The 21,285-nt window shown below is 62.3% G+C and carries 24 protein-coding genes; 16 read left to right on the top strand and 8 right to left on the bottom strand.

Going from position 1 to position 21,285, the window contains the following annotated elements:
• Positions 1 to 28: 28 nt before the first annotated feature.
• From WKV53_RS13260 to pelA, 8 genes are all read left to right on the top strand, one after another.
• A complete protein-coding gene (locus WKV53_RS13260) occupies positions 29 to 1,564 on the top strand; it encodes an alpha-L-fucosidase (protein ID WP_341405084.1) in 1,536 nt (511 codons plus the stop codon).
• Positions 1,565 to 1,741: 177 nt separating this feature from the next.
• Positions 1,742 to 2,086 carry a hypothetical protein gene (locus WKV53_RS13255; protein WP_341405083.1) on the top strand — a complete coding sequence of 115 codons (345 nt, stop codon included), beginning with the start codon at positions 1,742 to 1,744 and terminating at the stop codon, positions 2,084 to 2,086.
• Between the two features lie 45 nt (positions 2,087 to 2,131).
• Entirely contained in the window at positions 2,132 to 2,596 is a 465-nt protein-coding gene (locus WKV53_RS13250; RefSeq protein WP_341405082.1) for a hypothetical protein, read from the top strand.
• 88 nt (positions 2,597 to 2,684) lie between these two features.
• Positions 2,685 to 3,497 (top strand): sialate O-acetylesterase, encoded by an 813-nt coding sequence (locus tag WKV53_RS13245; RefSeq protein ID WP_341405081.1) that lies wholly within the window; start codon positions 2,685 to 2,687, stop codon positions 3,495 to 3,497.
• 15 nt (positions 3,498 to 3,512) lie between these two features.
• On the top strand, positions 3,513 to 4,253 hold the full coding sequence (locus WKV53_RS13240; RefSeq protein WP_341405080.1) for an SGNH/GDSL hydrolase family protein: 741 nt from the start codon (positions 3,513 to 3,515) through the stop codon (positions 4,251 to 4,253).
• Positions 4,250 to 4,960: a rhamnogalacturonan acetylesterase gene (locus WKV53_RS13235; RefSeq protein WP_341405079.1), complete on the top strand. Its 711-nt coding sequence runs from the start codon at positions 4,250 to 4,252 to the stop codon at positions 4,958 to 4,960. The genes WKV53_RS13240 and WKV53_RS13235 overlap by 4 nt, the downstream gene beginning before the upstream one ends.
• A complete protein-coding gene (locus WKV53_RS13230; protein ID WP_341405078.1) occupies positions 4,957 to 5,814 on the top strand; it encodes an alpha/beta hydrolase in 858 nt (285 codons plus the stop codon). Before WKV53_RS13235 ends, WKV53_RS13230 begins: the two co-directional genes overlap by 4 nt.
• Before the next feature lie 181 nt (positions 5,815 to 5,995).
• Positions 5,996 to 6,985 (top strand): pectate lyase, encoded by a 990-nt coding sequence (gene pelA / locus WKV53_RS13225; RefSeq protein WP_341405077.1) that lies wholly within the window; start codon positions 5,996 to 5,998, stop codon positions 6,983 to 6,985.
• A gap of 34 nt (positions 6,986 to 7,019) precedes the next feature.
• Here the strand turns inward: pelA and WKV53_RS13220 are convergent, their stop codons facing one another.
• The gene (locus tag WKV53_RS13220; RefSeq protein ID WP_341405076.1) at positions 7,020 to 7,619 is read right to left on the bottom strand and encodes a DinB family protein; all 600 of its coding nucleotides are present in this window, start codon (positions 7,617 to 7,619) and stop codon (positions 7,020 to 7,022) included.
• Positions 7,620 to 7,701: 82 nt separating this feature from the next.
• Between WKV53_RS13220 and WKV53_RS13215 the strand changes: the two genes are divergently transcribed.
• The 3 genes from WKV53_RS13215 to WKV53_RS13205 all read left to right on the top strand — a co-directional run bounded on the left by WKV53_RS13215 (position 7,702) and on the right by WKV53_RS13205 (position 11,313).
• Positions 7,702 to 8,076 carry a winged helix-turn-helix transcriptional regulator gene (locus WKV53_RS13215; protein ID WP_341405075.1) on the top strand — a complete coding sequence of 125 codons (375 nt, stop codon included), beginning with the start codon at positions 7,702 to 7,704 and terminating at the stop codon, positions 8,074 to 8,076.
• A gap of 157 nt (positions 8,077 to 8,233) precedes the next feature.
• On the top strand, positions 8,234 to 9,748 hold the full coding sequence (locus WKV53_RS13210) for a S10 family peptidase (protein ID WP_341405074.1): 1,515 nt from the start codon (positions 8,234 to 8,236) through the stop codon (positions 9,746 to 9,748).
• 338 nt (positions 9,749 to 10,086) lie between these two features.
• Positions 10,087 to 11,313 carry an alginate export family protein gene (locus WKV53_RS13205; protein ID WP_341405073.1) on the top strand — a complete coding sequence of 409 codons (1,227 nt, stop codon included), beginning with the start codon at positions 10,087 to 10,089 and terminating at the stop codon, positions 11,311 to 11,313.
• 146 nt (positions 11,314 to 11,459) lie between these two features.
• Here WKV53_RS13205 and WKV53_RS28630 read toward each other — a convergent pair whose 3' ends face one another.
• On the bottom strand, positions 11,460 to 11,627 hold the full coding sequence (locus WKV53_RS28630; RefSeq protein WP_345789656.1) for an SEC-C metal-binding domain-containing protein: 168 nt from the start codon (positions 11,625 to 11,627) through the stop codon (positions 11,460 to 11,462).
• A 199-nt stretch (positions 11,628 to 11,826) separates the two neighbouring features.
• Here WKV53_RS28630 and WKV53_RS13200 point away from each other — a divergent pair, with 199 nt between their 5' ends.
• Positions 11,827 to 12,114, top strand: a complete 288-nt coding sequence (locus WKV53_RS13200) for a DUF6922 domain-containing protein (RefSeq protein ID WP_341405072.1) — start codon at positions 11,827 to 11,829, stop codon at positions 12,112 to 12,114.
• Positions 12,069 to 12,488, top strand: coding sequence for a nucleotidyl transferase AbiEii/AbiGii toxin family protein (locus WKV53_RS13195; protein ID WP_341405071.1), 420 nt, complete (start codon positions 12,069 to 12,071; stop codon positions 12,486 to 12,488). Before WKV53_RS13200 ends, WKV53_RS13195 begins: the two co-directional genes overlap by 46 nt.
• Before the next feature lie 40 nt (positions 12,489 to 12,528).
• Here the strand turns inward: WKV53_RS13195 and WKV53_RS13190 are convergent, their stop codons facing one another.
• Positions 12,529 to 13,506: an archaemetzincin gene (locus tag WKV53_RS13190; protein WP_341405070.1), complete on the bottom strand. Its 978-nt coding sequence runs from the start codon at positions 13,504 to 13,506 to the stop codon at positions 12,529 to 12,531.
• A 97-nt stretch (positions 13,507 to 13,603) separates the two neighbouring features.
• Positions 13,604 to 14,005 carry a hypothetical protein gene (locus WKV53_RS13185; protein ID WP_341405069.1) on the bottom strand — a complete coding sequence of 134 codons (402 nt, stop codon included), beginning with the start codon at positions 14,003 to 14,005 and terminating at the stop codon, positions 13,604 to 13,606.
• Positions 14,006 to 14,176: 171 nt separating this feature from the next.
• On the opposite strand from WKV53_RS13185, the gene WKV53_RS13180 reads away from it, so the two are divergent.
• The 3 genes from WKV53_RS13180 to WKV53_RS13170 all read left to right on the top strand — a co-directional run bounded on the left by WKV53_RS13180 (position 14,177) and on the right by WKV53_RS13170 (position 16,681).
• The gene (locus WKV53_RS13180; RefSeq protein ID WP_341405068.1) at positions 14,177 to 14,335 is read left to right on the top strand and encodes a hypothetical protein; all 159 of its coding nucleotides are present in this window, start codon (positions 14,177 to 14,179) and stop codon (positions 14,333 to 14,335) included.
• Between the two features lie 19 nt (positions 14,336 to 14,354).
• Positions 14,355 to 15,632, top strand: coding sequence for an MFS transporter (locus WKV53_RS13175; RefSeq protein WP_341405067.1), 1,278 nt, complete (start codon positions 14,355 to 14,357; stop codon positions 15,630 to 15,632).
• Between the two features lie 62 nt (positions 15,633 to 15,694).
• Positions 15,695 to 16,681 carry a metallophosphoesterase family protein gene (locus WKV53_RS13170; protein WP_341405066.1) on the top strand — a complete coding sequence of 329 codons (987 nt, stop codon included), beginning with the start codon at positions 15,695 to 15,697 and terminating at the stop codon, positions 16,679 to 16,681.
• Between the two features lie 124 nt (positions 16,682 to 16,805).
• Here WKV53_RS13170 and WKV53_RS13165 read toward each other — a convergent pair whose 3' ends face one another.
• Genes WKV53_RS13165 through WKV53_RS13150 form a run of 4 tightly spaced genes read right to left on the bottom strand, consistent with a single transcriptional unit; the run spans position 16,806 to position 21,217 of the window.
• A complete protein-coding gene (locus tag WKV53_RS13165) occupies positions 16,806 to 17,969 on the bottom strand; it encodes an AGE family epimerase/isomerase (protein WP_341405065.1) in 1,164 nt (387 codons plus the stop codon).
• Between the two features lie 4 nt (positions 17,970 to 17,973).
• A complete protein-coding gene (locus WKV53_RS13160) occupies positions 17,974 to 18,909 on the bottom strand; it encodes a dihydrodipicolinate synthase family protein (protein ID WP_341405064.1) in 936 nt (311 codons plus the stop codon).
• Positions 18,910 to 18,917: 8 nt separating this feature from the next.
• Entirely contained in the window at positions 18,918 to 20,168 is a 1,251-nt protein-coding gene (locus WKV53_RS13155) for an MFS transporter (protein WP_341405063.1), read from the bottom strand.
• On the bottom strand, positions 20,165 to 21,217 hold the full coding sequence (locus tag WKV53_RS13150; protein ID WP_341405062.1) for a hypothetical protein: 1,053 nt from the start codon (positions 21,215 to 21,217) through the stop codon (positions 20,165 to 20,167). The genes WKV53_RS13155 and WKV53_RS13150 overlap by 4 nt, the downstream gene beginning before the upstream one ends.
• Positions 21,218 to 21,285: the final 68 nt, after the last annotated feature.

Genomic DNA, 21,285 nt, shown 5'->3' with positions numbered 1-21,285 from the left:
GCCACCCGCCCATCATCACCAGCCAGCCATGATCTCCCGCCTCCTTCTCCTCACCCTCACCACCCCTCTCCTCGCCCTCCCCAAACCCGACCCCGCCGGCGTCACTAACACCGGCCCCTACGACTACGGCGTGATGGGCCCGCCCGCCACACCATCCATCGTCGCGAACGCCAACAAACTCTCATCCACCCCGCTCCCACCCGGCCCCTTCAAGCCCGACTGGGACTCCATCCGCACCAACTACGAAACCCCATCATGGTTCGCCGACGCCAAGTTCGGCATCTTCATGCACTGGGGCCTCTACTCCGTCTCCGCTCATCGCAATGAGTGGTATGAGAAGCACCTCTACGCCGCCGACCTCAAGTGGCACACCGACAAATTCGGCCCGCCGGAGAAGTTCGGCTACAAGGACTTCATCCCGCTCTTCACCGCGGAAAAATTCAACGCCACCGACTGGGCCGACCTCTTCTACAAGTCCGGCGCCAAAGTCGTCCTTCCCTGCGCCCAGCATCACGACAACTTCGCCCTCTGGGACAGCAAGATCACTCCCTTCAACGCCAAGGCCATGGGCCCCAAGCGCGACCTCATCGGCGAACTCGCCGCCGCCTCCCGCGCCAAGGGCCTCAAGTTCGGCGTCTCCAATCACGGCATCGAGAACTTCACCTTCATCGATCCCTCGAAAGAAGTCCTCGCTCGCCTCGACAAGGCCAAGGCCGACCTCTTCGACCCCAAGTGGAAAGGCTTCTACCACGTCGCCGACCGCAGCGATGAAGCGCAGTCTGCTTTCCTCGCCGATTGGATGGAGCGGAACTTCGAGCTCATCGACAAGTATCAGCCCGACCTCCTCTGGTTCGACAATGGCGTGAACCTCCGCCTCCTCGATCCCCTCAAGCTCCGCGTCGCCGCCTACTACTACAACCGTGCGACTTCATGGAAAAAGGAAGTCTCCCTCTCCACCAAGTTCGTCGCCTACGCCCCATCGAACAAGGACACCGAGCAAGTCGGTTCCATCATCGACTTCGAGAAAGTCGGCGGCCGCTCCCCCTCGAACATCCGCCCCGGCGCATGGATGGTCGATGACCCCATCGGCACCTCCTGGGGCTACACCGAGGACATGCGGGTCTTCGGCCCCGATGCCATCCTCGGCAAGCTCGTCGACACCGTCAGCAAGGGCGGCTTCTACCTCCTCAATCTCGCCCCCAAGGCCGACGGCACCATCCCCAAGGAACAACAGGACACCCTCCTCGCCATCGGCAAGTGGCTCGGCAAACACGGCGAAGCCATCTACGGCACCCGCCCTTGGACCCAACCAGCCGACGGCAAAGCCCGCTTCACCATCAAGGGCGACACCCTCTACGCCATCCTCCCCGGCAAGCCCGCCAAAAACATCACCCTCCCTTCCCTCGCCGAAAAACCCGGCGCTCCCACCATCTCAAAAATCGAACTCCTCGGCGACAACGGCTCCCTCAAATTCAAGCGTGACACCAAGGCCCTCGAAATCGAACTGCCTAACAGCGCTAACGACCCCTTGGCCCAAGTGCTGAAGATTACCTTCGGCAAGTAATCCCTCTCAAAGTCCGCCCCAGGCCATCGTGGTCCGCACTCTCCGAGTGCGGTTGCCCGAAGCACCTTGCAACTTCCCCTTCGTCCTTTGATCGGCTACGCCATCCGCGCGCGGATGCTTCACTTCGATTCGTTGGATCCAAAGGAAAGGTGGAGCGATCGGTGAACAAGCCACCCAATGGAACGACAGGAACTCCTCACCGTTGAGCAGGTCTTCTACATCGACAGGCCGGGCGCGCACATGCTCATTTTGTCGCCCCATTTCCACATGCCGAAAACTTGGAAGGAGAACGGCTGGAGAGAGCGGCAGGAGCAGGTCACCGTTGTCAGACCGGATGGGAGTGAGCTGCCAGCCACTGCTCAGATCAACGTGACTCATCTGAATATCCGCGATCCCAAGGTCCCGATAGAAGCCCGCTGGCCGATCACCGTTTGGCTAACGGATCGCACCCCTGACGAAGTGCCCATCGGTAGCAAGATCCTTGTGAATCCTTCCGTCCGCGCAGCCATTCTTGGACAGTAGAGTTTCCTCGCCAGACAAAACAACTGGGCGGAGAATGATCGACGCATGAAAGCACTTTGGTTTTCGATCCTTGCGACCCTCGTAGCCGGACTCGCTCACGCCGTGGAGTTGAAGCCAATCGAGCACAAGGTCATCCACGACCAGCGCACCTTCCTCCGCGACGCCACCGATCGCCGCCTCAATGTCTGGACGAATGATCCGGCCAAGGCAGCACCCTTGCTCAAGGAGTTCGAATTCGCCGTTCCCGATCCAAAGCTCCAGAAGGGCCAAGTCCTCGCGATCTTCTTCAATGACACGATCACCGAGGACCTGACCGCGATCACTCATAACAAGACCGCGAACCATACCTTCGCCGACTACGCGGACTCAGGGATCCGCTTTAAGCTCAAGGCCCCGCCGGAAGGAAAGAAATACAGCCACGCCACCGCGGTGATCTTCACTCCCGCCGATGCACTCAGCAATCTGGGGCTGCGAGGCATGGCAACCGGAGGCCTCTCCGAGAAGCGCTGAAACCCGGAGCGGAAAGTAGGGCCGCCCTCCTTCAATAAGGTTAGTTGTCATACAGCATCCGATCCGCTCTAGTAGGCCTCGAAACCCTATGCGCCGGATTCTCGCCATCGTCCTCGCCTGCCTTTTCACAGGCCCCACCCACGCTCAATCCAAGCCCGCCACAACGCCGCTCCCAGCGAAGGAGAACTTCCACCTCTACCTCCTCATGGGCCAGTCGAACATGGTCGGCCGGGATCGGAAGGGCATGGACACCTCGGCGGAAAACCCGCGCATTCTCTCGCTGAATCCCGAGGGCCAGTGGGTCATAGCAAAGGACCCGCTGCATCCCAAGATCGGTGCCATCGAGCCCGGCATCGGCCCCGGCCTCTCCTTCGCCACCGAGATGCTCAAGGATGAGAAGAACCCCAAGGTCACCATCGGCCTCATCCCCTGCGCCGTCGGCGGCACGCCCCTCAAGCGCTGGGTGAAAGACGGCGACCTCTACAAACAAGCCATCGAGCGTGCCAAGGCCGCCTCGAAGGACGGCGTGATCAAAGGCGTCCTCTGGCACCAGGGCGAGTCCGACACCGAGAAGCCCGAGAATGCCGACACCTACGGCACCCGCCTCACCGGCATGCTCAAGGACCTGCGGAAAGACCTCTCCCAACCCGACCTCCCCATCGTCGTCGGCCAGCTCGGCGAGTTCCTCGCGCTCACACCCGAGAAGTTCCCCTGCGCCGCCACTGTTCAAGCCGCCATCAAGAAGATCCCCGATACCGTCCCACACACCGGTTACGCCGACTCCGCCGGCCTCGGCCACAAGGGCGACAAGCTCCACTTCAACACCGAAGGCGCCAAGGAATTCGGCACCCGCTTCGCCACTGCCATGAAGGACCTGCAGAAGCCAAAGAAGAAACCCTAACACCCGCTACTCTCCATGATCCGCTCCCTTCTCAAACGCTTGCGCGCCCTCCTGCTGCCGCTCCTCCTAACAGTCGCCGCATACGCCACCGCCGAAGAAACCCCACTACCCGCCACCGTCTTCAAGAACCTCCAGTCCGGCAAAAAACAAACCGTCGTCATCTACGGCACCAGCCTCTCCATCAATGGCGCATGGGCAAAAGCCGTGCAGGAATACTTCGACAAGGAATTCCCCGGCCAAGTCACCTTCACCAATGCCGCCAAGGCCGGCATGCACTCGAACTGGGGCGTCGAGAACCTCCAGAAGCGCGTCCTCGACCGCCACCCGGACCTCGTCTTCATCGAGTTCTCCGCCAACGACGCCGCCACCAAGCACAACATCTCCCGCGAAAAGTCAGAGGCCAATCTCGACCAGATGGTGCAGGCCCTCCGGAAACAAAATCCCGAGATCAACCTCATCCTCCAGACCATGAATCCCGCCTGGGACTCCCCCTCGAACCCCGCCAAAAAATACGGCACCGACCGCCCCGAGCTCGAGTCCTACTACGACGTTTATCGTAGCTACGCCCAAAAGAACCACCTCCCCCTCGCCGACCACTATCCGAACTGGGCCAAGATCAAGAAGGACGACCCCCAGCGCTACGAAAAGAATGTCGCCGATGGTATCCACCCGCAAAGCGAGCCCAGCCTCGCCGTCACCTGGCCGACCATTCGCGACCTGCTGGAGAAAGCCCGTACCGAGGCCAAGAAGAAATGAGTCTCCTCCGCCTCACCTTCCTCCGATGCGTCGCCGCGGTGATCACGCTTCCCGCGCTAGCCTTCGCTGAGGAATCCATCGCCATCGTCGGCGACTCCACCGTCTGCGACTACGCCCCGGAGCGTCCCGACCGCGGCTGGGGCCAATTCATCGCCGAGCATTTCCGCCCCGGCACCGTCGCCGTCACCAATCTCGCCAAGGCCGGCCGCAGCACCAGGACCTTCATCAAGGAAGGCCTCTGGGAAAAAGCCCTCGCCGCAAAGCCCGCCTACGTCCTCATCCAGTTCGGCCACAATGACTCGCACGCGCCGGACAAACCCGAGTCCACCGACGCTGCCACCACCTACAAGGACTTCCTCCGCCGCTACATCGATGATTCCCGCGCCATCTCAGCGACGCCCATTCTCATCACCCCCGTGGCCCGCCGAACTTTCGCCGCCGATGGCACCTTGGAAGACACCCTCCAACCCTACGCCGACGCCATGAAGGAAGTCGCGAAGGAAAAGACCGTCTCCGTCATCGACCTCCACGCCTCCAGCAAGCAACTCGTCACCCAACTCGGCCCCGAGAAGAGCGCCGCGATGGCCAACAAGAAAGGCGACACCACCCACTTCAATGAACAAGGCGCCCGCACCATGGCCGACCTGCTCATCAAAGACCTCCCTACCGCCGCACCCTCCCTGAAGGAACTCCTCATCACCCCATGAAGCTCGCCTGCCTCATCCTCACACTCCTCGCCGCCGCGGCCTCTGCCCAAGACGTCCCCGCCTTGAAAGCCGCGAAGCTCACCGTCGACCTCTGGCCGGAAGGAAAGATGCCCGGCAAAGGCGCAAACGAACCCCAGACCCTTCATTCCCCCGAGCGCACCGACGCCACCCGCGTCACCAATGTCAGCCGCCCCACCCTCAGCTTCTTCCCCGTCGAAAAACCGGACGCCCCCGCCATGATCGTCAGCCCCGGCGGCGGCTACACCTACACCGTCGTCGACAAGGAAGGCACCGAGATCGCCGCATGGTTGAACAAGAACGGCATCGCCGCCTTCGTCCTCAAATACCGCACGCCTAACAACCGCGATGGCGCCCTCCAGGACATCCAGCGCGCCCTCAGCCTCACCCGCTCCCGCGCCGCCGAGTGGCACATCGATCCCAAGCGCCTCGGCGTCATCGGCTTCTCCGCCGGCGGCCACCTCTCCGCCCGCGCCAGCAATCGCTTCGACGAACGCGCCTATCCCGCCATCGATGACATCGATCAACAAAGCTGCCGCCCCGACTTCGCCGTGCTCGTCTACCCCGCCTATCTCGACAATGGCAAAGGCGCCCTCTCCCCCAACCTCAATCCCCAGGCAAACATCCCGCCCACCCTCATCGTCCACAGCGAGGACGACGCGAAATTCGTCGCTGGCAGCAAGCTCTACGATACCGCTCTAACAGAAGCCAAGCACCCTCACCAATTCCTCCTCTATAAGACCGGCGGCCACGGCTACGCCCTCCACTGCGAACGCGAAGCCAAAGCCTGGCCCGATGCCGCCATCACTTGGCTCACCAAAATCACAGGCCCATAAGGAGTGTCGACTTTCAGTCGACACGGGGGTGGACGCCACGTCCACCACCCCTACTACCAGAAGTCCTCTCGTCCCTTCAAAGAACTGCACCGCCAGGATCACAAGAATCACACCAAGCTTGGATTCCCTGCATCTTTTCCCCTCCCCGCAAGTCCATCCATCCGGGCACGTAACGATTCCCATGACCTCCCGACTCTTGCTCCTCGCCGCCGTGCTTCTCCCCGGCCAGCTCTTCGCCGACGCCGACGCACTCGCCACCAAGCCCGACGATTGGTTCCGCTCCGACGAAGGCCACCGCACCCTCGCCACCGTTCTCTCCTGGCAATCCCCGCAAGGCAGCTGGCCGAAGAACAAGGACACCGCCGCCAAGCCCTACACCGGCGACCGCGAAAAGCTCGAAGGCACCTTCGACAACAAGGCCACCACCGGCGAACTCCGCCTTCTCGCCCACGCCTTCCAGGCCACCAAGGACGCCACCTATCGCGACGCCTTCCTCAAAGGCTACGACCACATCCTCGAAGCCCAGTATCCCAACGGCGGCTGGCCCCAATACTTTCCGCCCGGCAAAGGCTACCCGCGCCACATCACCTTCAACGATGGCTCCATGGTCCGCCTGTTAGACTTCCTTCGCGACTCACAGGGCTACGATTTCCTCGACGCCCCTCGCAAACAAAAGGCCACCGACGCCTTCGACCGCGGCATCGCCTGCATCCTGAAATGCCAGATCACCATCGCTGGCAAACTCACCGTCTGGTGCGCCCAGCACGATGAAGTCACCTTCGAGCCTGCCAAGGCCCGCGCCTACGAACTCCCCTCCCTCAGCGGCGGCGAAAGCGCCGGCATCCTCCGCTTCCTCATGACCCTGGAGAAGCCCTCACCCGAAATCATCCGTGCAGTCGAAGCCGGCGTCGCCTGGTTCGACTCCGCAAAGATCACCGGCATCCGCTTCGAGCGCACCAATGGTGGCCGCATCGTCGAGGACCCCTCCGCCAAGCCCCTCTGGGCCCGCTTCTACGACCTCGAAACCGGCAAGCCCTTCTTCTGCGACCGCGATGGCATCAAGAAAGCCACCCTCGCCGAGATCGGCGAAGAACGCCGCAGCGGCTACGCCTGGTATGTCACCTCGGGCGAATCCGTCGCCACCGACTTCAAGAAGTGGCCCCACCACTGATCACCTCGCCACTTCTCCTCTGGTTTCTGGCCTCTTACCTCTGGTCTCTCAATACTGCTTCCATCTGCCTCCGGTGAATCCCGTGATGCAACCCCGCCACACAGGACCACCCATGGGCATCCAATGGCCCAAACCACGGATGCGGATGCCGCGAGCCACTTCGCAAGTCCGGGATCCCTGAAAGCGTCTCCTGCCAACGCACCAGCAGTTCTCGAAATTCATCGAGCGCCTCCGGTCCTGCATCCGGCGATGGCTTCACATCAGCCGTACTCGACTTGCGATCCGTCGTCTTACCCGCGGAAAGCATCCGGATCATCATCAGCATCGCCTTGTCCACGATCACCAGATGCTGGACGATCATATAGGGCGACCAATAGCGACTGCTGTCCTCCATCCCCCGCAAGCGCTTCACCAGCACCGCCCGCCTGCCTTCTTCCTCACTGAGCGGAGTTGCCAGCGATAGCACGCTCTCCGCCTCCCCCAGAAAGCGCTCCATCGCCCGCTCGCGGTCCGTCACCTTGGAATACAACCCCAAGCCATAGCCCAGCATTTTCTTTTCCAGCCACGGCAAGCCCGCACCTGGAGGTGCCAGGGCCACAGGAGATTGCGGGGAAGCATTGTCAGTCGTTTTCATGGCCCGGCTATTTAACTTTCAAATCGCAAGCGACCCATCACCCATGCTTGCCTCACTTGCCCTTTGCAAGTTAATTTACCGCGTGCCCGCGAAACCGAAATCGCAATCCCTGCCCCGCCGTTCCCCCTGCCCGGTCGCCTGCGCCCTCGATCTCCTCGGCGACCGCTGGACCATGCTCGTCATCCGCGACCTCTTCCTCGGCAAGCAGCGCTTCGATGAATTCCTCGCCTCCCCCGAAGGCATCGCCACCAATATCCTCGCCGACCGCCTCAAGCACCTCCACGAGCAAGGCCTAGTCACCAAGACCCCCGACGACCAAGACCGCCGCCGCTTCCACTACCAGCTCACCCCCACCGGCAAATCCCTCCACGAAGTCATCATCCCCCTCGCCCGCTGGGGCCTCGCCAACCTCCCAAAGACCAAGCTCCACCCCGCCGCCGCCAAAGCCCTGCGCTAAACAACGTGGTACGCACACGCCGTGTGCGGGACCCAAGGCACCGGGTGCATAGATTCCCCTCCGATCGCTCCTCCTGATAGAAACCGACACCAACCCCCGTCCCCCTGTCGCTTCTCCCATCGACAAGCCCCCCGAACCACCTAGCTTCACGTCCCGTATGCGCCCGTCCCTGCTGCTCCTCGCCCTTTCCACCGTCCTCGCCACCGCCCAGGAAAAGCCCGCCGGCCCACCGCCCGATGCCAAACCGGACGCCGCCAAGGACGAGAAAAAGCCCGCCGAGCCCGTGACCAAAGACGGCTCCGTCACCATCGCCGGCAAGAAAATCGACTATCAGGTCACCACCTCCAAGCTCGTCATCCAGAAGGACGATGGCTCCCCGCGCGCCTCCATCTTCCACGTCAGCTATCTGAAAAAAGACGCCGGCGATCTCACCAAGCGCCCCGTCCTTTTCGCCTTCAATGGCGGCCCCGGCTCCTCCGCCGTCTGGCTCCACCTCGGCACCCTCGGACCGAAGCGCGTCGATCTCCCCGGCGACGGCACCCAGGCACCCGTCCCGCCGGCCCGCCTCGTTTCGAATGAATTCTCCATCCTCGATGTCGCCGACCTCGTCTTCGTCGACCCCGTCACCACCGGCTACAGCCGCGCCGAGAAGGACGTGAAGCCGGAGGAATTCCACGGCGTCGAGGGCGATATCGAGTCGCTCAGCGACTTCATCCGCCGCTGGGTCACCGAGCACCAACGCTGGTCCTCGCCCAAGTTCATCCTCGGCGAATCCTACGGCGGCATCCGCGTCGCCGGCCTCTCCTCGCAGCTCCAGTCCCGCTTCGGCATGTCGCTCAATGGCGTGGTGCTGCTTTCTTCGCTGCTCGATTTCCGCACGCTCTCTCCCGGACCCGGTGACGATCTCTCTTATGAGATCTACCTACCGCAATACACCTCCATCGCCCACTTCCACGGCAAGCTGAAGGGCGATCGCGATGCCCTCGTGAAGGAGGCCCGCGAGTTCACCAATGGCGAATACGCCCTCGCCCTCCTCGCCGGCAACAAGCTCGAGCCCGCCAAGCGCCAGGCCATCGCCGAGAAAATCTCTGCCCTCACCTCGCTGCCCGTCGACCTCATCCTCGAAGCCAACCTCCGCATCGACCCCACCCGCTTCCGTGGCGAACTCCTGCGCAAGGAAGGCAAGGTCCTCGGCCGCTTCGATGCCCGCGTCGCCTGGCCCACCACCGATCCTTCGTCAGACGTCCCGGAGTACGATCCCTCCTTCTCCCTGGCCCTCGGCGCCTACTCCACCACCATGCTCTCCTACCTCGGCAGCGACCTCGGTTGGAAGGAAGACTCTCCCTACGAGATCCTCACCGGAAAGGTCCAGCCATGGAAGATGGGCAATGGCAATGGCCAGGTAAACATGGCCGGCCGCCTCGCCACCGCCATGCGGGACAATCCTCACCTCCGCGTCATGGTCATGGGCGGCATGGCCGACCTCGCCACCCCGCCCGATGGCATCCTCTACTCCATCTCCCACCTGCTGGAGCTACCAGAGGCCGCCCGGAAGAACGTCTCCTTCGCCCAGTTCGAAGCCGGCCACATGTTCTACCTGAATCCACCCGACCTCGCCAAAGGCCGCAAGGATCTCGTCGACTTCATCACCACCGCCAGCGGAGCCAAGTAAGGCGACCACAAGGCACAAGCTGGGAGCCTGTTAGAGCCAGGGACCTTTCTCCGGAAGGTCCCGTTGATGGCGGCGTGCGTCGATGTTCGACCAGCGCGCGAACTTGAAGCGATGTCCATCACGAGCATGGCTCGGAGAGCCGTGTTCGCGCTCTCTCTCCATCCGTGCATCCCACTCATCCATTCACCGCATTTCCATGAATGCCGCTTATTTCTGCCAAAAATGAGCCCTATTCATCCCTGACCCCCGGAAATCCGCACGTTCAAACCCCCGCGCTTGGCATGCCTTGGCAGACGACCGGCTTCGTTGGGACCCGCCTAACGAACGTCACCGTCACGATGAAAAACCGTTACCTCACGACCTCCCTGCTCCTCCTCGCCACCACCACCGCCATCACCCACGCCGGCTCGCCGACTCCCTCACCGGAGATCGCCACCGCCAAGGAAGCGCCATGGCTCATCCCGCTCCTCGACGTCCGCGCGCGCTATGAATTCGCCGATGTCGATGGCCTGGATCCCGCTCACGCCCTCACCATTCGCGAGCGCGTCGGCCTCAAGACCAAGGCCTGGTACGGCCTCTCCGCCCTCGTCGAAGGCGAGTTCACCCAGGCCATCATCGATGACTACTACGGCGGCGCCCCCGGCGTGGATCCGGACGATATCCGGAACTCCTTCATCAACGATCCGGAGAACGCCGAGCTCAACCAAGCCTACCTCCAATACACCGGCTTCGATACCACCGTGAAGGTCGGCCGCCAGCGTATCATCTATGACAATGCCGCCTTCGTCGGCAACGTCGGCTGGCGTCAGAACGAGCAGACCTACGACGCCATCTCGCTCCAGAACACTTCCATCAAGGGCCTCACCCTGAACCTCGCCTACATCGATCAGGTGAACCGCGTCTTCGGCGAGGACGCCACCGGCATCTTCGAAAACGCACCCGGCGACATCTACCTCTTCAATGCCTCCTACACCGGCATCAAGGGCGTCACCCTAGGCGGCTACATCTATGACATGAGCTTCGACGACGGCGTCACGAAGGGCTGGGACAACCAGACCTACGGCGTCAGCGCGAAGGGCGCCCTCGCAGGCGTCACCCTCTACGGCGAACTCGCCTATCAGGACGAAGCCGGCCCCGCCAATGACAAGGAAGGCCTCTACGCCCACTTCAATGCCACCAAGACCCTCTTCGATACGCATGCACTGATGGTCGGCATCGAGCACCTCGACGCCGGCGTGCAAACCCCGCTCGCCACCGTCCACGCCTTCAATGGCTACGCCGATGCCACCGACGCCCGCCGTATCAACGGCACGCACGGCGGCCTCACCGATACCTACGTCAGCTACATGATGCCCATCTTCTGCGGCATCAAGTGGACCAATGTCGGCCACATCTTCGGCGACAACTCCATCAGCGACAACTTCGGCCTCGGCTTCGACTCCGTGCTCTCGAAGAAGTTCGACGACCACTTCACCGCCATCGGCAAGCTCGGATACTTCGACAGCAACGACAAGCTCTACAAGTCCACCACCCGCGTCAGCGTCGAGCTGGATTACACCTTCTGAGGAGGAGAACCTCGGAAACGAGTGCCGCACACGCAACGTCACGGCACGAGGAAACCAAAGCGCCGCGGGGAAACCCGCGGCGCTTTTTACTAAGGGGTGTCGACGTCCCGTCGACACGACACGCCCGGGCCTCTACATCGCCGCATTCAGCTACTCCCTAAAAGTAGTCGTCCCGCGGCGATCCATCGTAACGCCCCGTCTGCATGCAACAGTTCTTGAAACCGGCGTGCCGATCCACACGGACAGGGATCATTCCTGCCAAGCCGCTCGTGGAGTTCCTTTCCTCCGTGAACGACCCGGAATCCACGCTTCACGCGCGTCTCGGAAGGGAACCCGTTCCGCCTCTTACTGCTCGGCTCGAAAAAAGGAGCCGTCTTGATGGTGGTGCTTTGCCATAGTTACCTCCTTGTTGGATTGGCAACCGCTTCCTACCCGCTCCCTCGATCATGTCGAGCCTCGAGGGAACCAAGATTTCTCATTTCAGTCCTCCCGCCTTTCAGTATCCTCGCCGCCGTGCCTCCACTTTCCGACCACCTCTTCTGGGACGTCGATCGCGCCACGGTTGATCCCGGCCACCACGCCCCGTGGCTGGTCAAGCGGGTCCTGGAGCAAGGCCGCTGGCGGGACTGGCAGGCACTTGTCGCCTTCTACGGAAAGCCTCGCCTGGAAGAAATCGTCACCGGCCTTCGCAGCTTGGAACCTCGCGCCTTTGCCTTCTGTCGCGTATGGTTCGATCGTCCAGCCTCTTCATTCCGATGCTCCGCTTCGACGCCATTCCCACATCAGTCCGCGAGCTGCTAGAGCGACTCTCGGCCGCTCCGGCGTTGCAATCCTTCGCCCTCGCGGGAGGAACCTCCCTCGCTTTGCGATTCGGCCATCGCCTCTCGGTCGACCTCGATTTCTTCACGAGAGAACCATTCGATCCCGAATCGCTTCTCGCCGCTTTGCCGTTGCCGGACGCCACCATCGTCGGCCGTAGCGAGAACACCCTCACGTTGGATGCCCATGGTACCAAGCTCGACTTCCTCCGCCACGCTTACCCTTTATTAGAGCCCGTCGAATCGATCGATGGCGTCCACTTGCTTTCCATCTCCGACGTGGCCGCCATGAAGCTCAATGCCATCGCCAACCGCGGCTCCCAATCAGCCTGTCCGGACAATCCTGGAGCAGCGTAAAACACGAGATTGCCTCGCTCGTCCGTGCCCTCGGATGAATTCACCTCGCCGCCCCGATCGACGCCGCTTCCACCGCCGCCCACTTCTCCTCCTCCTTGAACCCATTCTCCCGGTAGAACTTCGCCAGCCCCTCATACCGCGACGCCGGATCGAACCGCACTGCGTAGTACAACTTCCGCAGGCACACCGGGCACAGGTGCATCGGCGCCGCATCCGCCTCGGCCAGGTGATTCACCCCGCCCATGATGCACTCGTAGTGCACGCAGTGCCGGATCCCGAACATGTGCCCCATCTCGTGCGTCAGCACCTTCGCCGCACGGCCTAGCACCAGCTTCTCCGTCCCCTCGTCCACCGGATCGAAGGTCCACGAGGGATGATAACGCGCGAAGCTGAAGACGCCCACGCGCTCCCTGTAGGACGCTTGGCCGAAAACGAAGTTCCAGCTCTCCTCCGGATAAAGATCCGTCATCGTCACCGCCAGCATCGCATAGGCATCCCCCGGTAGCTTGCCGGGCAACCAGTCCAGGATATCCGTGCTCAGCCACTGCTTCTTCTTGGTCAGCGAATTCTCGCGCACCTTCGCCGGCACCTCCGCATCCGCCACCACCGGCAGCATCTCCACCGGCATCGGATGGAAATACGCCGCCGTATACGCTTTCAGCTTCTCCAAATCAGGCGCCACTCCTTTCGCGAACGTCCCGATCGGCAGCACATACAGCTTCTTTCTAACAGGCCCCGGCAAGTTCGGCCGCGAACCCACATACTGGCCGAATGTCTGCCCCGGCTCCTCATGAGCCCCGAGCCAATCGAAGGGCTTCGGCTCCTTCTTCGCCGCAAACTGCCCCACATCCGTGAACGCCCGCCGTAGCCCCGGCTTCAATCCCGACACCGGGCCCACCGAAGCATCCCGTTGCTCCTTCGTGAACCCCTTGAACTCCCCCACCGCCACCCCCGCTACCGCGATCAAAAGCGGCATCACCCACGGCACGATCCTCACCTTCGAAAACGACAATCGCATCTCACCACTTCACACCAAGCCTGCCACCCAATCGAGGCAAATCCCTAAGGGGTGTCGACGTCCCGTCGACACGAAACATACGGCACATCCACCCAACTCACTCCCCGATCACATCCTTCAAAAACTCATCCCGCCACGTCTCCTCCTCCGCCGTCCCCTTTCGGAACGTCCCATTCTCCTTCACCCACAGCTCCAGACTCCCTCCATTCTCTCGCAGCTCCGCCACCCGCGGCGTCGCACTCCCCGTCTCTTCCAGCTTCACCAGCGCCCCTTTCGGAAAAGACGTGATCTTTCCCTTCTCCATCTTCACGTCCGCCGTCGTCTCTAGCTTCCGCGCCAGACCATTGACCTTCTTCGTGATCGTCCGGTGATTGTTTATAGTTGAATCCGTCCGCAAAGAGCTCGAAGAGAAAACGGCAGATTTATTGCAGCTCGTCAGCCCGGCTGAAGCCACGACGAGAGCGGAGAGGCCAGCAAGGGTCGCAAGTTTCAAGTGCATGATGTCCTTCTTTTGGGGATAGCGACGATCCTGTGACCGATCGTCGGATGACATTGCTAGTGGCTCAAATCCCGGGAGGTAAGTGCAAAGCCCGGTCGATTGTATAACGCTCGGAGAAAGCCACCTGCCAACGATTCTCAAAGGCCTCCCTACCGGCCCAGCCACTTTGGCTTGAGTAGCGCTATCGTCACCAACAACCTGTCGCTTGCCATGCAGGCCTGCAAGCAACTCAAGACCGGCACCACGGACGCCAACTCGCTATCCGGAGATCGCCTGGACCTGGCGCCCTTCGGAGACACCCGCGAAAAAACCTCGTCGCACCCCTGGTAACCGACCCGCCCTGATACCGATGCGCACGACGAGGACCGATCACCCTGCGGAGAACCCGGCCGCCCCGCCGCCTCCGCTGTCGCTCCAGTCGCGGATGGTGATCCTCTCCTACCTCGCGTACTTCTTCTACTACTTCACCCGGAAGCATCTCAGCGTCGCCACCGGCCCCTTGGTCGAGCAGGGCTTCAGCCTCGAAACCATCGGCTACGTCAATTCCGCCTACGCCGTCTGCTATGCCATCGGCCAGTTCCTCAGCGGCGCGCTCGGCGACCGCAGCGGCCCACGGATCGCCCTCTGCGCCGGCATGTGCCTCTCCGGCATCGCCACCCTCGCCTTCGGGCTTTTCCCCTTCGTCGCGGTCCTCGCGATCGGATTCACCGCGAATGGCCTCTTCCAGGCCACCGGCTGGCCCGCCTCCTGCAAGCTCATCACCCTCTGGGTGAGCGATGCCCGACGCGGCCGCGTCATGGGCTTCTGGCTCTCCTGCTACATCCTCGGCAGCCTCGCCGCCACCGCCTTCTCCGGCTTCATCCTGAAGGAATACGGCTGGAAGGAGATCTTCCTCGTCAATGGCGTGGTAGTCACCGTCATCGGCATCATCCAGGGCCTCTTCCTCATCAATCGCCCGGAAGACCGTGGCTATTCCTTCGAGACATCCACGGCGAAAAGCGAAACCGCCTCCGGAGAAAGACACGGCTTCCTCGCCATGCTGGTGAACCCCTCGGTGCTGCTCCTAGGGTTATCGTACTTCGGCCTGAAGTACACCCGCTACACGCTCTTCGCCTGGCTTCCCTTCTATCTGGAAAAGGTCGTCGGCCTCACACGGGACGCACCCGCCTACGTCTCGAATGGCTTCGAGGCTGGCGGCGTCGTGGGCCTCATCCTCGGCGGCTTTTTCGCCGACCGCTTCTTCCCGCGCAATCGCTGCCGGCTCGCGCTCCTGGCACTGCTCGGCATGATCGTCGTGGTCTACATCTATCGGCTCGCCAGCACCGGCTTGGAAATCACCGGCAATGTCGCCGGCCTCGCCGCCATCGGCTTCTTCCTCTACATCGCGGACTCCATCATCTCCGGCACCGCCGCCCAGGACCTCGGTGGTACCGCCTCCACCGCCTCCGCTTGCGGCATCATCAATGGCATCGGCTCCCTCGGCCAAATCCTCGCCGGCATCGTCCCCGTGAAGCTCGCCGAGTGGTACGGGTGGAACTCTGTGTTCATCTCCTTCATCGTCTTCGGCTTGATTTCCTGCCTAGCCGTCCTCCCCGTGGCCCTGAGGAAAAAGCTCGTGGAAACCTGATTTTGGCACTTTAACGGCGTTTTTGTGAAATAAATGACCGGATTCCTGCGTCATTTCCTCCCATGCCCGCGACTAGCCGCCGCCAATTTCTCGCCACCCTCCCGCTTGCCAGCGCCGCCATCGCCGCCGCCCGGGCACAGGAACCCGCCTCCGCCACCGGCGCGGTCACCTTCGGCTTCATCACCGATGTCCACCACGGCACCCATGGCAAGGACCAAGTCGGACGCCTGAAGCCCTTCATCGATGCTGCCATCGCCCGCAAGCCGGACTTCATCCTCCAGTGCGGCGACTTCTGCTGCATGAAGGGCGGCATTACCACCGCCAAGGACTTCCTCGCCGAATGGAACCGCTTTCCGGGCGCCAAGCACCACGTCATCGGCAATCACGACTGCGACTTCCAGACCAAGGATGACCTGTTAGGCGCATGGCAAATCCCGCACCCCTACTACTCCTTCGACACCGGCGGCTTCCACTTCATCGTCCTCGATCGCAATCACTTCATCGATGACGAGGGCAAGATGACCCCCTACGCGAAGGGCAACTGGTATCCCATCCACAAGAAAGGCGGCCCCGGCCACCTCGCCCGCGTCAGCTGCATCGACAAGGAACAGCTCGCATGGCTGGCAAAGGATCTTGCCGCCACCGACAAGCCCGTCGTCATCTTCCAGCACCAGCCCTCCGGCGTCGGCAGCCACGATGGCAATTGGGACGATCTCAATTTCGTCATCGACTCCCACAATGCGAAGCGCGGCAAGGTCCAGGTCGTGGCCGTCCTCGCCGGCCACGATCACGATGAAGAGCACTCCATCCGCCACGGCGTCCATCACCTCACCCTGACCAGCGCCACCTTCGGCATGCCGCCCAATGGCAGCACCACCTACTACGATCCCGGCAAGCCACCTTTCACCTTCATCACCCTCGACGCCACCCGCCGCGAACTCCGCATCGAGGAATCCCTCTCCACCTACGAAGGCCAGGCCCAGATGAAGCCCGAACACATCTGGCTCGATCCCCCGCTCATCCGCGCCCGCACACTCCCCTTCGGCTGATCTTGCGGCCCACAACGCACGTAGCGGAACGACTGCGTCGTTCCGGCGTCTCGCGCTCCGTCGAAAGATCGCCGCCCCGATTCAAAGTGCGGACCGAACCCAGCGCAACGACTTGGTCACCCTGCTACGCTTGCCCGATCTCCTTCGCCAGCAAGTAACACCGCCACAACGCCCGCGGGTGATGAAAAAAGGACTTCCATAGCGATCCCTTCAGCGTGCTCGAAGGCACCCCATCCCGCCGCAAGTATCCGAACCATTCCCCGCATTCCGGATCCCCGAAGCGCTCGAAACTCCACTCCCGCAGCTTCTCGTGCCACGCGAGATACTTCGCGTCGCCGCTCATCCGGTAAGCCATCAGAGTCGCGATCAGCGCCTCATCGTGCGGCCACCAGAATTTCATATCCTGCCAATACTCCTGCACCGGCTTGCCATGCACATCACGGAAATAGAAGAGCCCGCCGAACTCCTCGTCCCACCCGCGCTCCCACATCCAGTCCAGCATCTCACATCCGAGCTTCTGCAAGCGGCTATCCTTCCGATGCGCCGCTTCCTCCAGCACGAACCACGCGGCCTCAATCGCATGCCCGGGGTTCAGCGTGCGTCCATCGAAGTGATCCACGATCGATCCATCCGGTGCCACCGACTCCATCACCACCTTCAACTCCGGCTTCACGAATAGCCGCTCGATGTCATCCAGGCATCGGTCGATCCACATCGTCAGCAAGCGATCTTCGCCCGTGTGCCGCCTCAACTCCTGCGCCGTCACCAGCGTGATCATCCGCGTCCCGATCCCCTCCATCGGCCGCGCCCCCGTGAACTTCGGCGGAATCCTCCCCGGCGTGAAATTCCAGTCCGTGAACCGCTCGAACCACGTCCTCGCCTTGTCCGCCGAGTCACCGTCATTCGCCGCAGCCGCATGCGCCGCGAAGGCGATCGCCGCGAAACTCTCGCTATACGCATAGCGCCGCTTCCGGATCGGCGTCCCGTCCTGCGCCACATGGAAGAACATCCGCCCATCTGAAGCGTCGACACACTTCTCCTCCAAAAACTTCAACCCGCTCTCCGCCCAAGCCAGCCACTCCGGCCGTCGCTCATATCCGGTGTAAAGTGTCAGCAGCATCCAGCTCATGCGCCCCTGCGCCCACACCGACTTGTCGCTATCGACCAGCGTCCCATCTCGATCGAAGCAATGGACGAATCCCCCATTCACTTCATCCACCGCCCGCGGAAACCAGAACGGCAAACAGTCATTGAAAAGCTGGTCGTGATAAAACGCGGCGAGATCCATGGCATCAGACTTGCGCCATCTCTACCGCCTTCGCCCCCCACGTCGCAAAGCCAAGCTCGCCCAGCTTCTCCATCAGCGCATCCACTTGCGCTGTCGTCGGATTCCCCAGCGGCAATCTCGCCGGCCCCACCGGCACTCCCAGCCGCCCCATCAGCGCCTTCGCCGTCCCGAGGAAACCCGTCGCCGCAATCGCATCCACCATCGCGATCGAGAGCGATTGCAACCGCTGCGCCTCCGCCAGGTCACCCCGGCCATGCGCCGCCATCAGCTGCCGATAAAGCTCCGGCGCCCAGTTGTAAGTAGATCCCACCCCGCCCTTCGCTCCAGCCGCCAGCGCGGAGAGCATCGTCTCATCCACACCCCACGGAAGGTCAAGTCGTCCCGCCACTTCAAGCGAGCGACGATACGAAACCAGGTCCGGATTCGTGAACTTGATTCCCGCCAGCGTGGGAATTCTGGCCGGAGCCTCCACCAGGAAGCGCTCCATCGGAAACGTCACCCCCGTCAGCGCCGGAATGTCGTAATAATAAAACGGCGTCGCCGGAGCCGCCGCCGCCACCGCCGCACAGCAGTCGATCAGGGCACTCAAACTACCAGGCTTATAGTAGGACGGAGCCAGCGCACTGATCCCGGCAAATCCCAGCTTCTCCGCCCGCCGCGCCAGCACCTTCGCATCCTCCAGGCAATTGCTCCCCACATGCGCGATCACCCGCAGCCCCTGCTCCGGCGCGGCATTCGCCCACGCATCGTAGAGCGCCAGCCGCTCCGCACACGTCAGCGAATGCGACTCACCCGTAGAGCCCGTGATGAAGACCGCGCGAATGCCATTCGCCGCGAGAAATGCGGCCTGGACGGAAACGATCTCCGGAGCCAGCGACCCGTCCACATGAAACGGCGAGTGGGTGGCGACTACGAGTTCGTGAAGCGGTTGCAGATTCATAAGGAAAATTAGTGAGCCAGCGATTCATTACCGGCATTCGCCTCCGGCGAGCGGGGACGGATCAGAAGGACAAGGACCACCGCCACCAGCGCGGCAGCAGCACAAAGCGTGAAGATCACCGAGGGCTGGGCACCCGCATCACGCATCGCGCCCACCTTCTTCACCGCGAAGCCGCCGATGGTGATGCTCGCCAGATTCATCAGACCGTAGCCAGTTGCCCGCAGCCGCGCCGGCACGATCTGGCACAGGATCGGCATGTTATTCGTGTCGAAGAATCCCCAGCCCAGCCCGAACAAAATCAGAAACCCAATCGCGACAGGCAGCGTCGGCGCATAGCCGATCCCGAACAGCGCCGGAATACACAGCACCATCCCGATCGCACTCACCAGAATATGCCCGCGCGCGCTGCGCTGCATCCACCGGTCCGAGAGCGCACCGCCGATCAGCACGCCCGCCAGCGAAGCCAGCGTCACCCACAAGGTCGCCGAGATCCCCGCCTGACCCTGCCCGAGGTGAAACGTCTCCGCCAGCAACGCCGGCATCCAGCTCTTCACCACCCACCCCGGCATCGCCGGCAGCGTGAAATAGAGAACTAACAGAACGAACGCACTCGTCCCGAACAACAAGCGAAGCGAACTCCCGATCGGCGTGCTTCCATCCCCATCATCCCGCTTCGGACGCGGCGCATTCTTCAGCAAAAACAGCAGCACCACCGCATAGGCAACACCCGCCAGCCCGAACCACGTGAATCCAGCCCGCCACCCATGGCTCGAGTCCGCGATATAGCCCCCAGCACCACCGAGGATGATGCCCGCATAGATCCCGGACTGATGAATCCCGACCGCTCGCGAACGCGTCCCGCCATGATGAAAATCCGCGATCAGCGCCAACCCCGCCGGAATGTAACAGGCCTCACTCAGCCCCATCAGCGCCCGAGCCCACCACAGCTGCTCATAGTTCTGCGCATGCCCGGTCAACCACGTCACCGCTGACCAAACCGCCAGACTCGCGATGATCACGCGTCGCCGATCAAAGCGATCCGCGATGTATCCGCCGACCGGACTGAAAATCCCATAGACGAAAAGGAACACCGCCATCAGCTCACCAAACCGCGCATCATTCATGATGTCCGGCACCCCTCCCATGATCGACGACTTCATCGTCGAAAAGATCTGCCGGTCCAGGTAGTTCAGCACCGCCACCGGCCACAGCAGCATCACCGCCATCCAGGCACTCCGCATGGAAGAATCCCCATTCATGGCTTCGGCTCAGGTGGGGTAAAATATAGCACCTGCGGCGTGCGCACGCCCGGCTTCACCTCGCCATTGAAAAGAATGAAGCCATCCCGCCACGGCACTGCCGGCAATGTCACCGGCGCCGGCACATCAAGTTGCTCCGCCACCGACCATTCATTCGCCGGGACATCGTAGCGGAGCACTTCCCGCGAAAATCCACGATGCTCCTTCGGCGGACCCACATGCGTTCCATCATCACCGGACACCACGAAGAACGCATCACCCCTCACCGGTGCAGGCGTGGCCGCCGCCACCGACCCGCGCGGCAGATCAGCGATACGCTGCCATTTCCCTTCATCAAACTTCCACGCCTCACGCAGATACGTCCGCACCGGCTTCCCCGTCGCATCCGCAGCAAGCGAACAACCACCCGCGATAAAGAATGCATCCCCAATCCCCGCCGCCGTCGCAAGAATCCTCCCCTCGCCCGGCAGCGACGGCATCGTCTGCCAGCCCCTGTCCATAGCATCCAGATCGAGCATCCAGTGACCATTGCTCGCAGCAGTCGCATCCGGCTTCTCGATCCCACCGCACACATGCACCCGACGCCCCGTCACCGCTCCCACCATCTGCGCCAGCGGCACCGGCAGCCCCGCCAACTCACGGAAGGCTGGCCTCCCATCTACCAATGTCAGCAATCGCACCTCGCGGAAGTTCTCCTTCGCATCACCGCCACCAATCACCAGCACCCCCTCCGGCACCGTCAGCGAGACCCCATAGCCATTCGCCACCGGCAGCTTCCCCACCTCGCGCCACGCCGCACCGGCCTCCTTCAGATCCAGCGCGAACAAGCGATCATGCCACACCTTCTTCCCGCCATCCCACGGCATCGTCCCGTCCGGAAAATTCGCCCCGCCACCCGCGATCAGCTGCCCCTCATGAACACCCGCGAAGGCACCCGCAAAACCAATCGCATCCGGCACCGGCGGCAGCATCGTCACCCCTCCGCGCGCAGGCACGACAGCGAGCGCGGCGGCAGCGACAAGAGGTCCGGCAAGGTTCGGTGGGTTCATTCCTAAAAAGCAGCCCCGGCGGGAGCGGATAAAAGAATCTTTAACCGCAGCGAGCTGTCGGACAGCTG

This window comes from Luteolibacter sp. Y139, from assembly GCF_038066715.1.
Lineage (GTDB): Bacteria > Verrucomicrobiota > Verrucomicrobiia > Verrucomicrobiales > Akkermansiaceae > Haloferula > Haloferula soli.
The sequence above is the reverse complement of the archived record's forward strand: the minus strand, read 5'-3'. Positions and strand labels throughout refer to the sequence as shown.

Excerpts from the sequence above, each read along its gene's own strand:
- WKV53_RS13260 (WP_341405084.1), top strand. The coding sequence starts at position 29 with ATGATCTCCCGCCTCCTTCTCCTCACCCTCACCACCCCTCTCCTCGCC.
- WKV53_RS13255 (WP_341405083.1), top strand. The coding sequence starts at position 1,742 with ATGGAACGACAGGAACTCCTCACCGTTGAGCAGGTCTTCTACATCGAC.
- WKV53_RS13250 (WP_341405082.1), top strand. The coding sequence starts at position 2,132 with ATGAAAGCACTTTGGTTTTCGATCCTTGCGACCCTCGTAGCCGGACTC.
- WKV53_RS13245 (WP_341405081.1), top strand. The coding sequence starts at position 2,685 with ATGCGCCGGATTCTCGCCATCGTCCTCGCCTGCCTTTTCACAGGCCCC.
- WKV53_RS13240 (WP_341405080.1), top strand. The coding sequence starts at position 3,513 with ATGATCCGCTCCCTTCTCAAACGCTTGCGCGCCCTCCTGCTGCCGCTC.
- WKV53_RS13235 (WP_341405079.1), top strand. The coding sequence starts at position 4,250 with ATGAGTCTCCTCCGCCTCACCTTCCTCCGATGCGTCGCCGCGGTGATC.
- WKV53_RS13230 (WP_341405078.1), top strand. The coding sequence starts at position 4,957 with ATGAAGCTCGCCTGCCTCATCCTCACACTCCTCGCCGCCGCGGCCTCT.
- pelA (WP_341405077.1), top strand. The coding sequence starts at position 5,996 with ATGACCTCCCGACTCTTGCTCCTCGCCGCCGTGCTTCTCCCCGGCCAG.
- WKV53_RS13220 (WP_341405076.1), bottom strand. The coding sequence starts at position 7,619 with ATGAAAACGACTGACAATGCTTCCCCGCAATCTCCTGTGGCCCTGGCA.
- WKV53_RS13210 (WP_341405074.1), top strand. The coding sequence starts at position 8,234 with ATGCGCCCGTCCCTGCTGCTCCTCGCCCTTTCCACCGTCCTCGCCACC.
- WKV53_RS13205 (WP_341405073.1), top strand. The coding sequence starts at position 10,087 with ATGAAAAACCGTTACCTCACGACCTCCCTGCTCCTCCTCGCCACCACC.
- WKV53_RS13195 (WP_341405071.1), top strand. The coding sequence starts at position 12,069 with ATGCTCCGCTTCGACGCCATTCCCACATCAGTCCGCGAGCTGCTAGAG.
- WKV53_RS13190 (WP_341405070.1), bottom strand. The coding sequence starts at position 13,506 with ATGCGATTGTCGTTTTCGAAGGTGAGGATCGTGCCGTGGGTGATGCCG.
- WKV53_RS13185 (WP_341405069.1), bottom strand. The coding sequence starts at position 14,005 with ATGCACTTGAAACTTGCGACCCTTGCTGGCCTCTCCGCTCTCGTCGTG.
- WKV53_RS13175 (WP_341405067.1), top strand. The coding sequence starts at position 14,355 with ATGCGCACGACGAGGACCGATCACCCTGCGGAGAACCCGGCCGCCCCG.
- WKV53_RS13170 (WP_341405066.1), top strand. The coding sequence starts at position 15,695 with ATGCCCGCGACTAGCCGCCGCCAATTTCTCGCCACCCTCCCGCTTGCC.
- WKV53_RS13165 (WP_341405065.1), bottom strand. The coding sequence starts at position 17,969 with ATGGATCTCGCCGCGTTTTATCACGACCAGCTTTTCAATGACTGTTTG.
- WKV53_RS13160 (WP_341405064.1), bottom strand. The coding sequence starts at position 18,909 with ATGAATCTGCAACCGCTTCACGAACTCGTAGTCGCCACCCACTCGCCG.
- WKV53_RS13155 (WP_341405063.1), bottom strand. The coding sequence starts at position 20,168 with ATGAATGGGGATTCTTCCATGCGGAGTGCCTGGATGGCGGTGATGCTG.
- WKV53_RS13150 (WP_341405062.1), bottom strand. The coding sequence starts at position 21,217 with ATGAACCCACCGAACCTTGCCGGACCTCTTGTCGCTGCCGCCGCGCTC.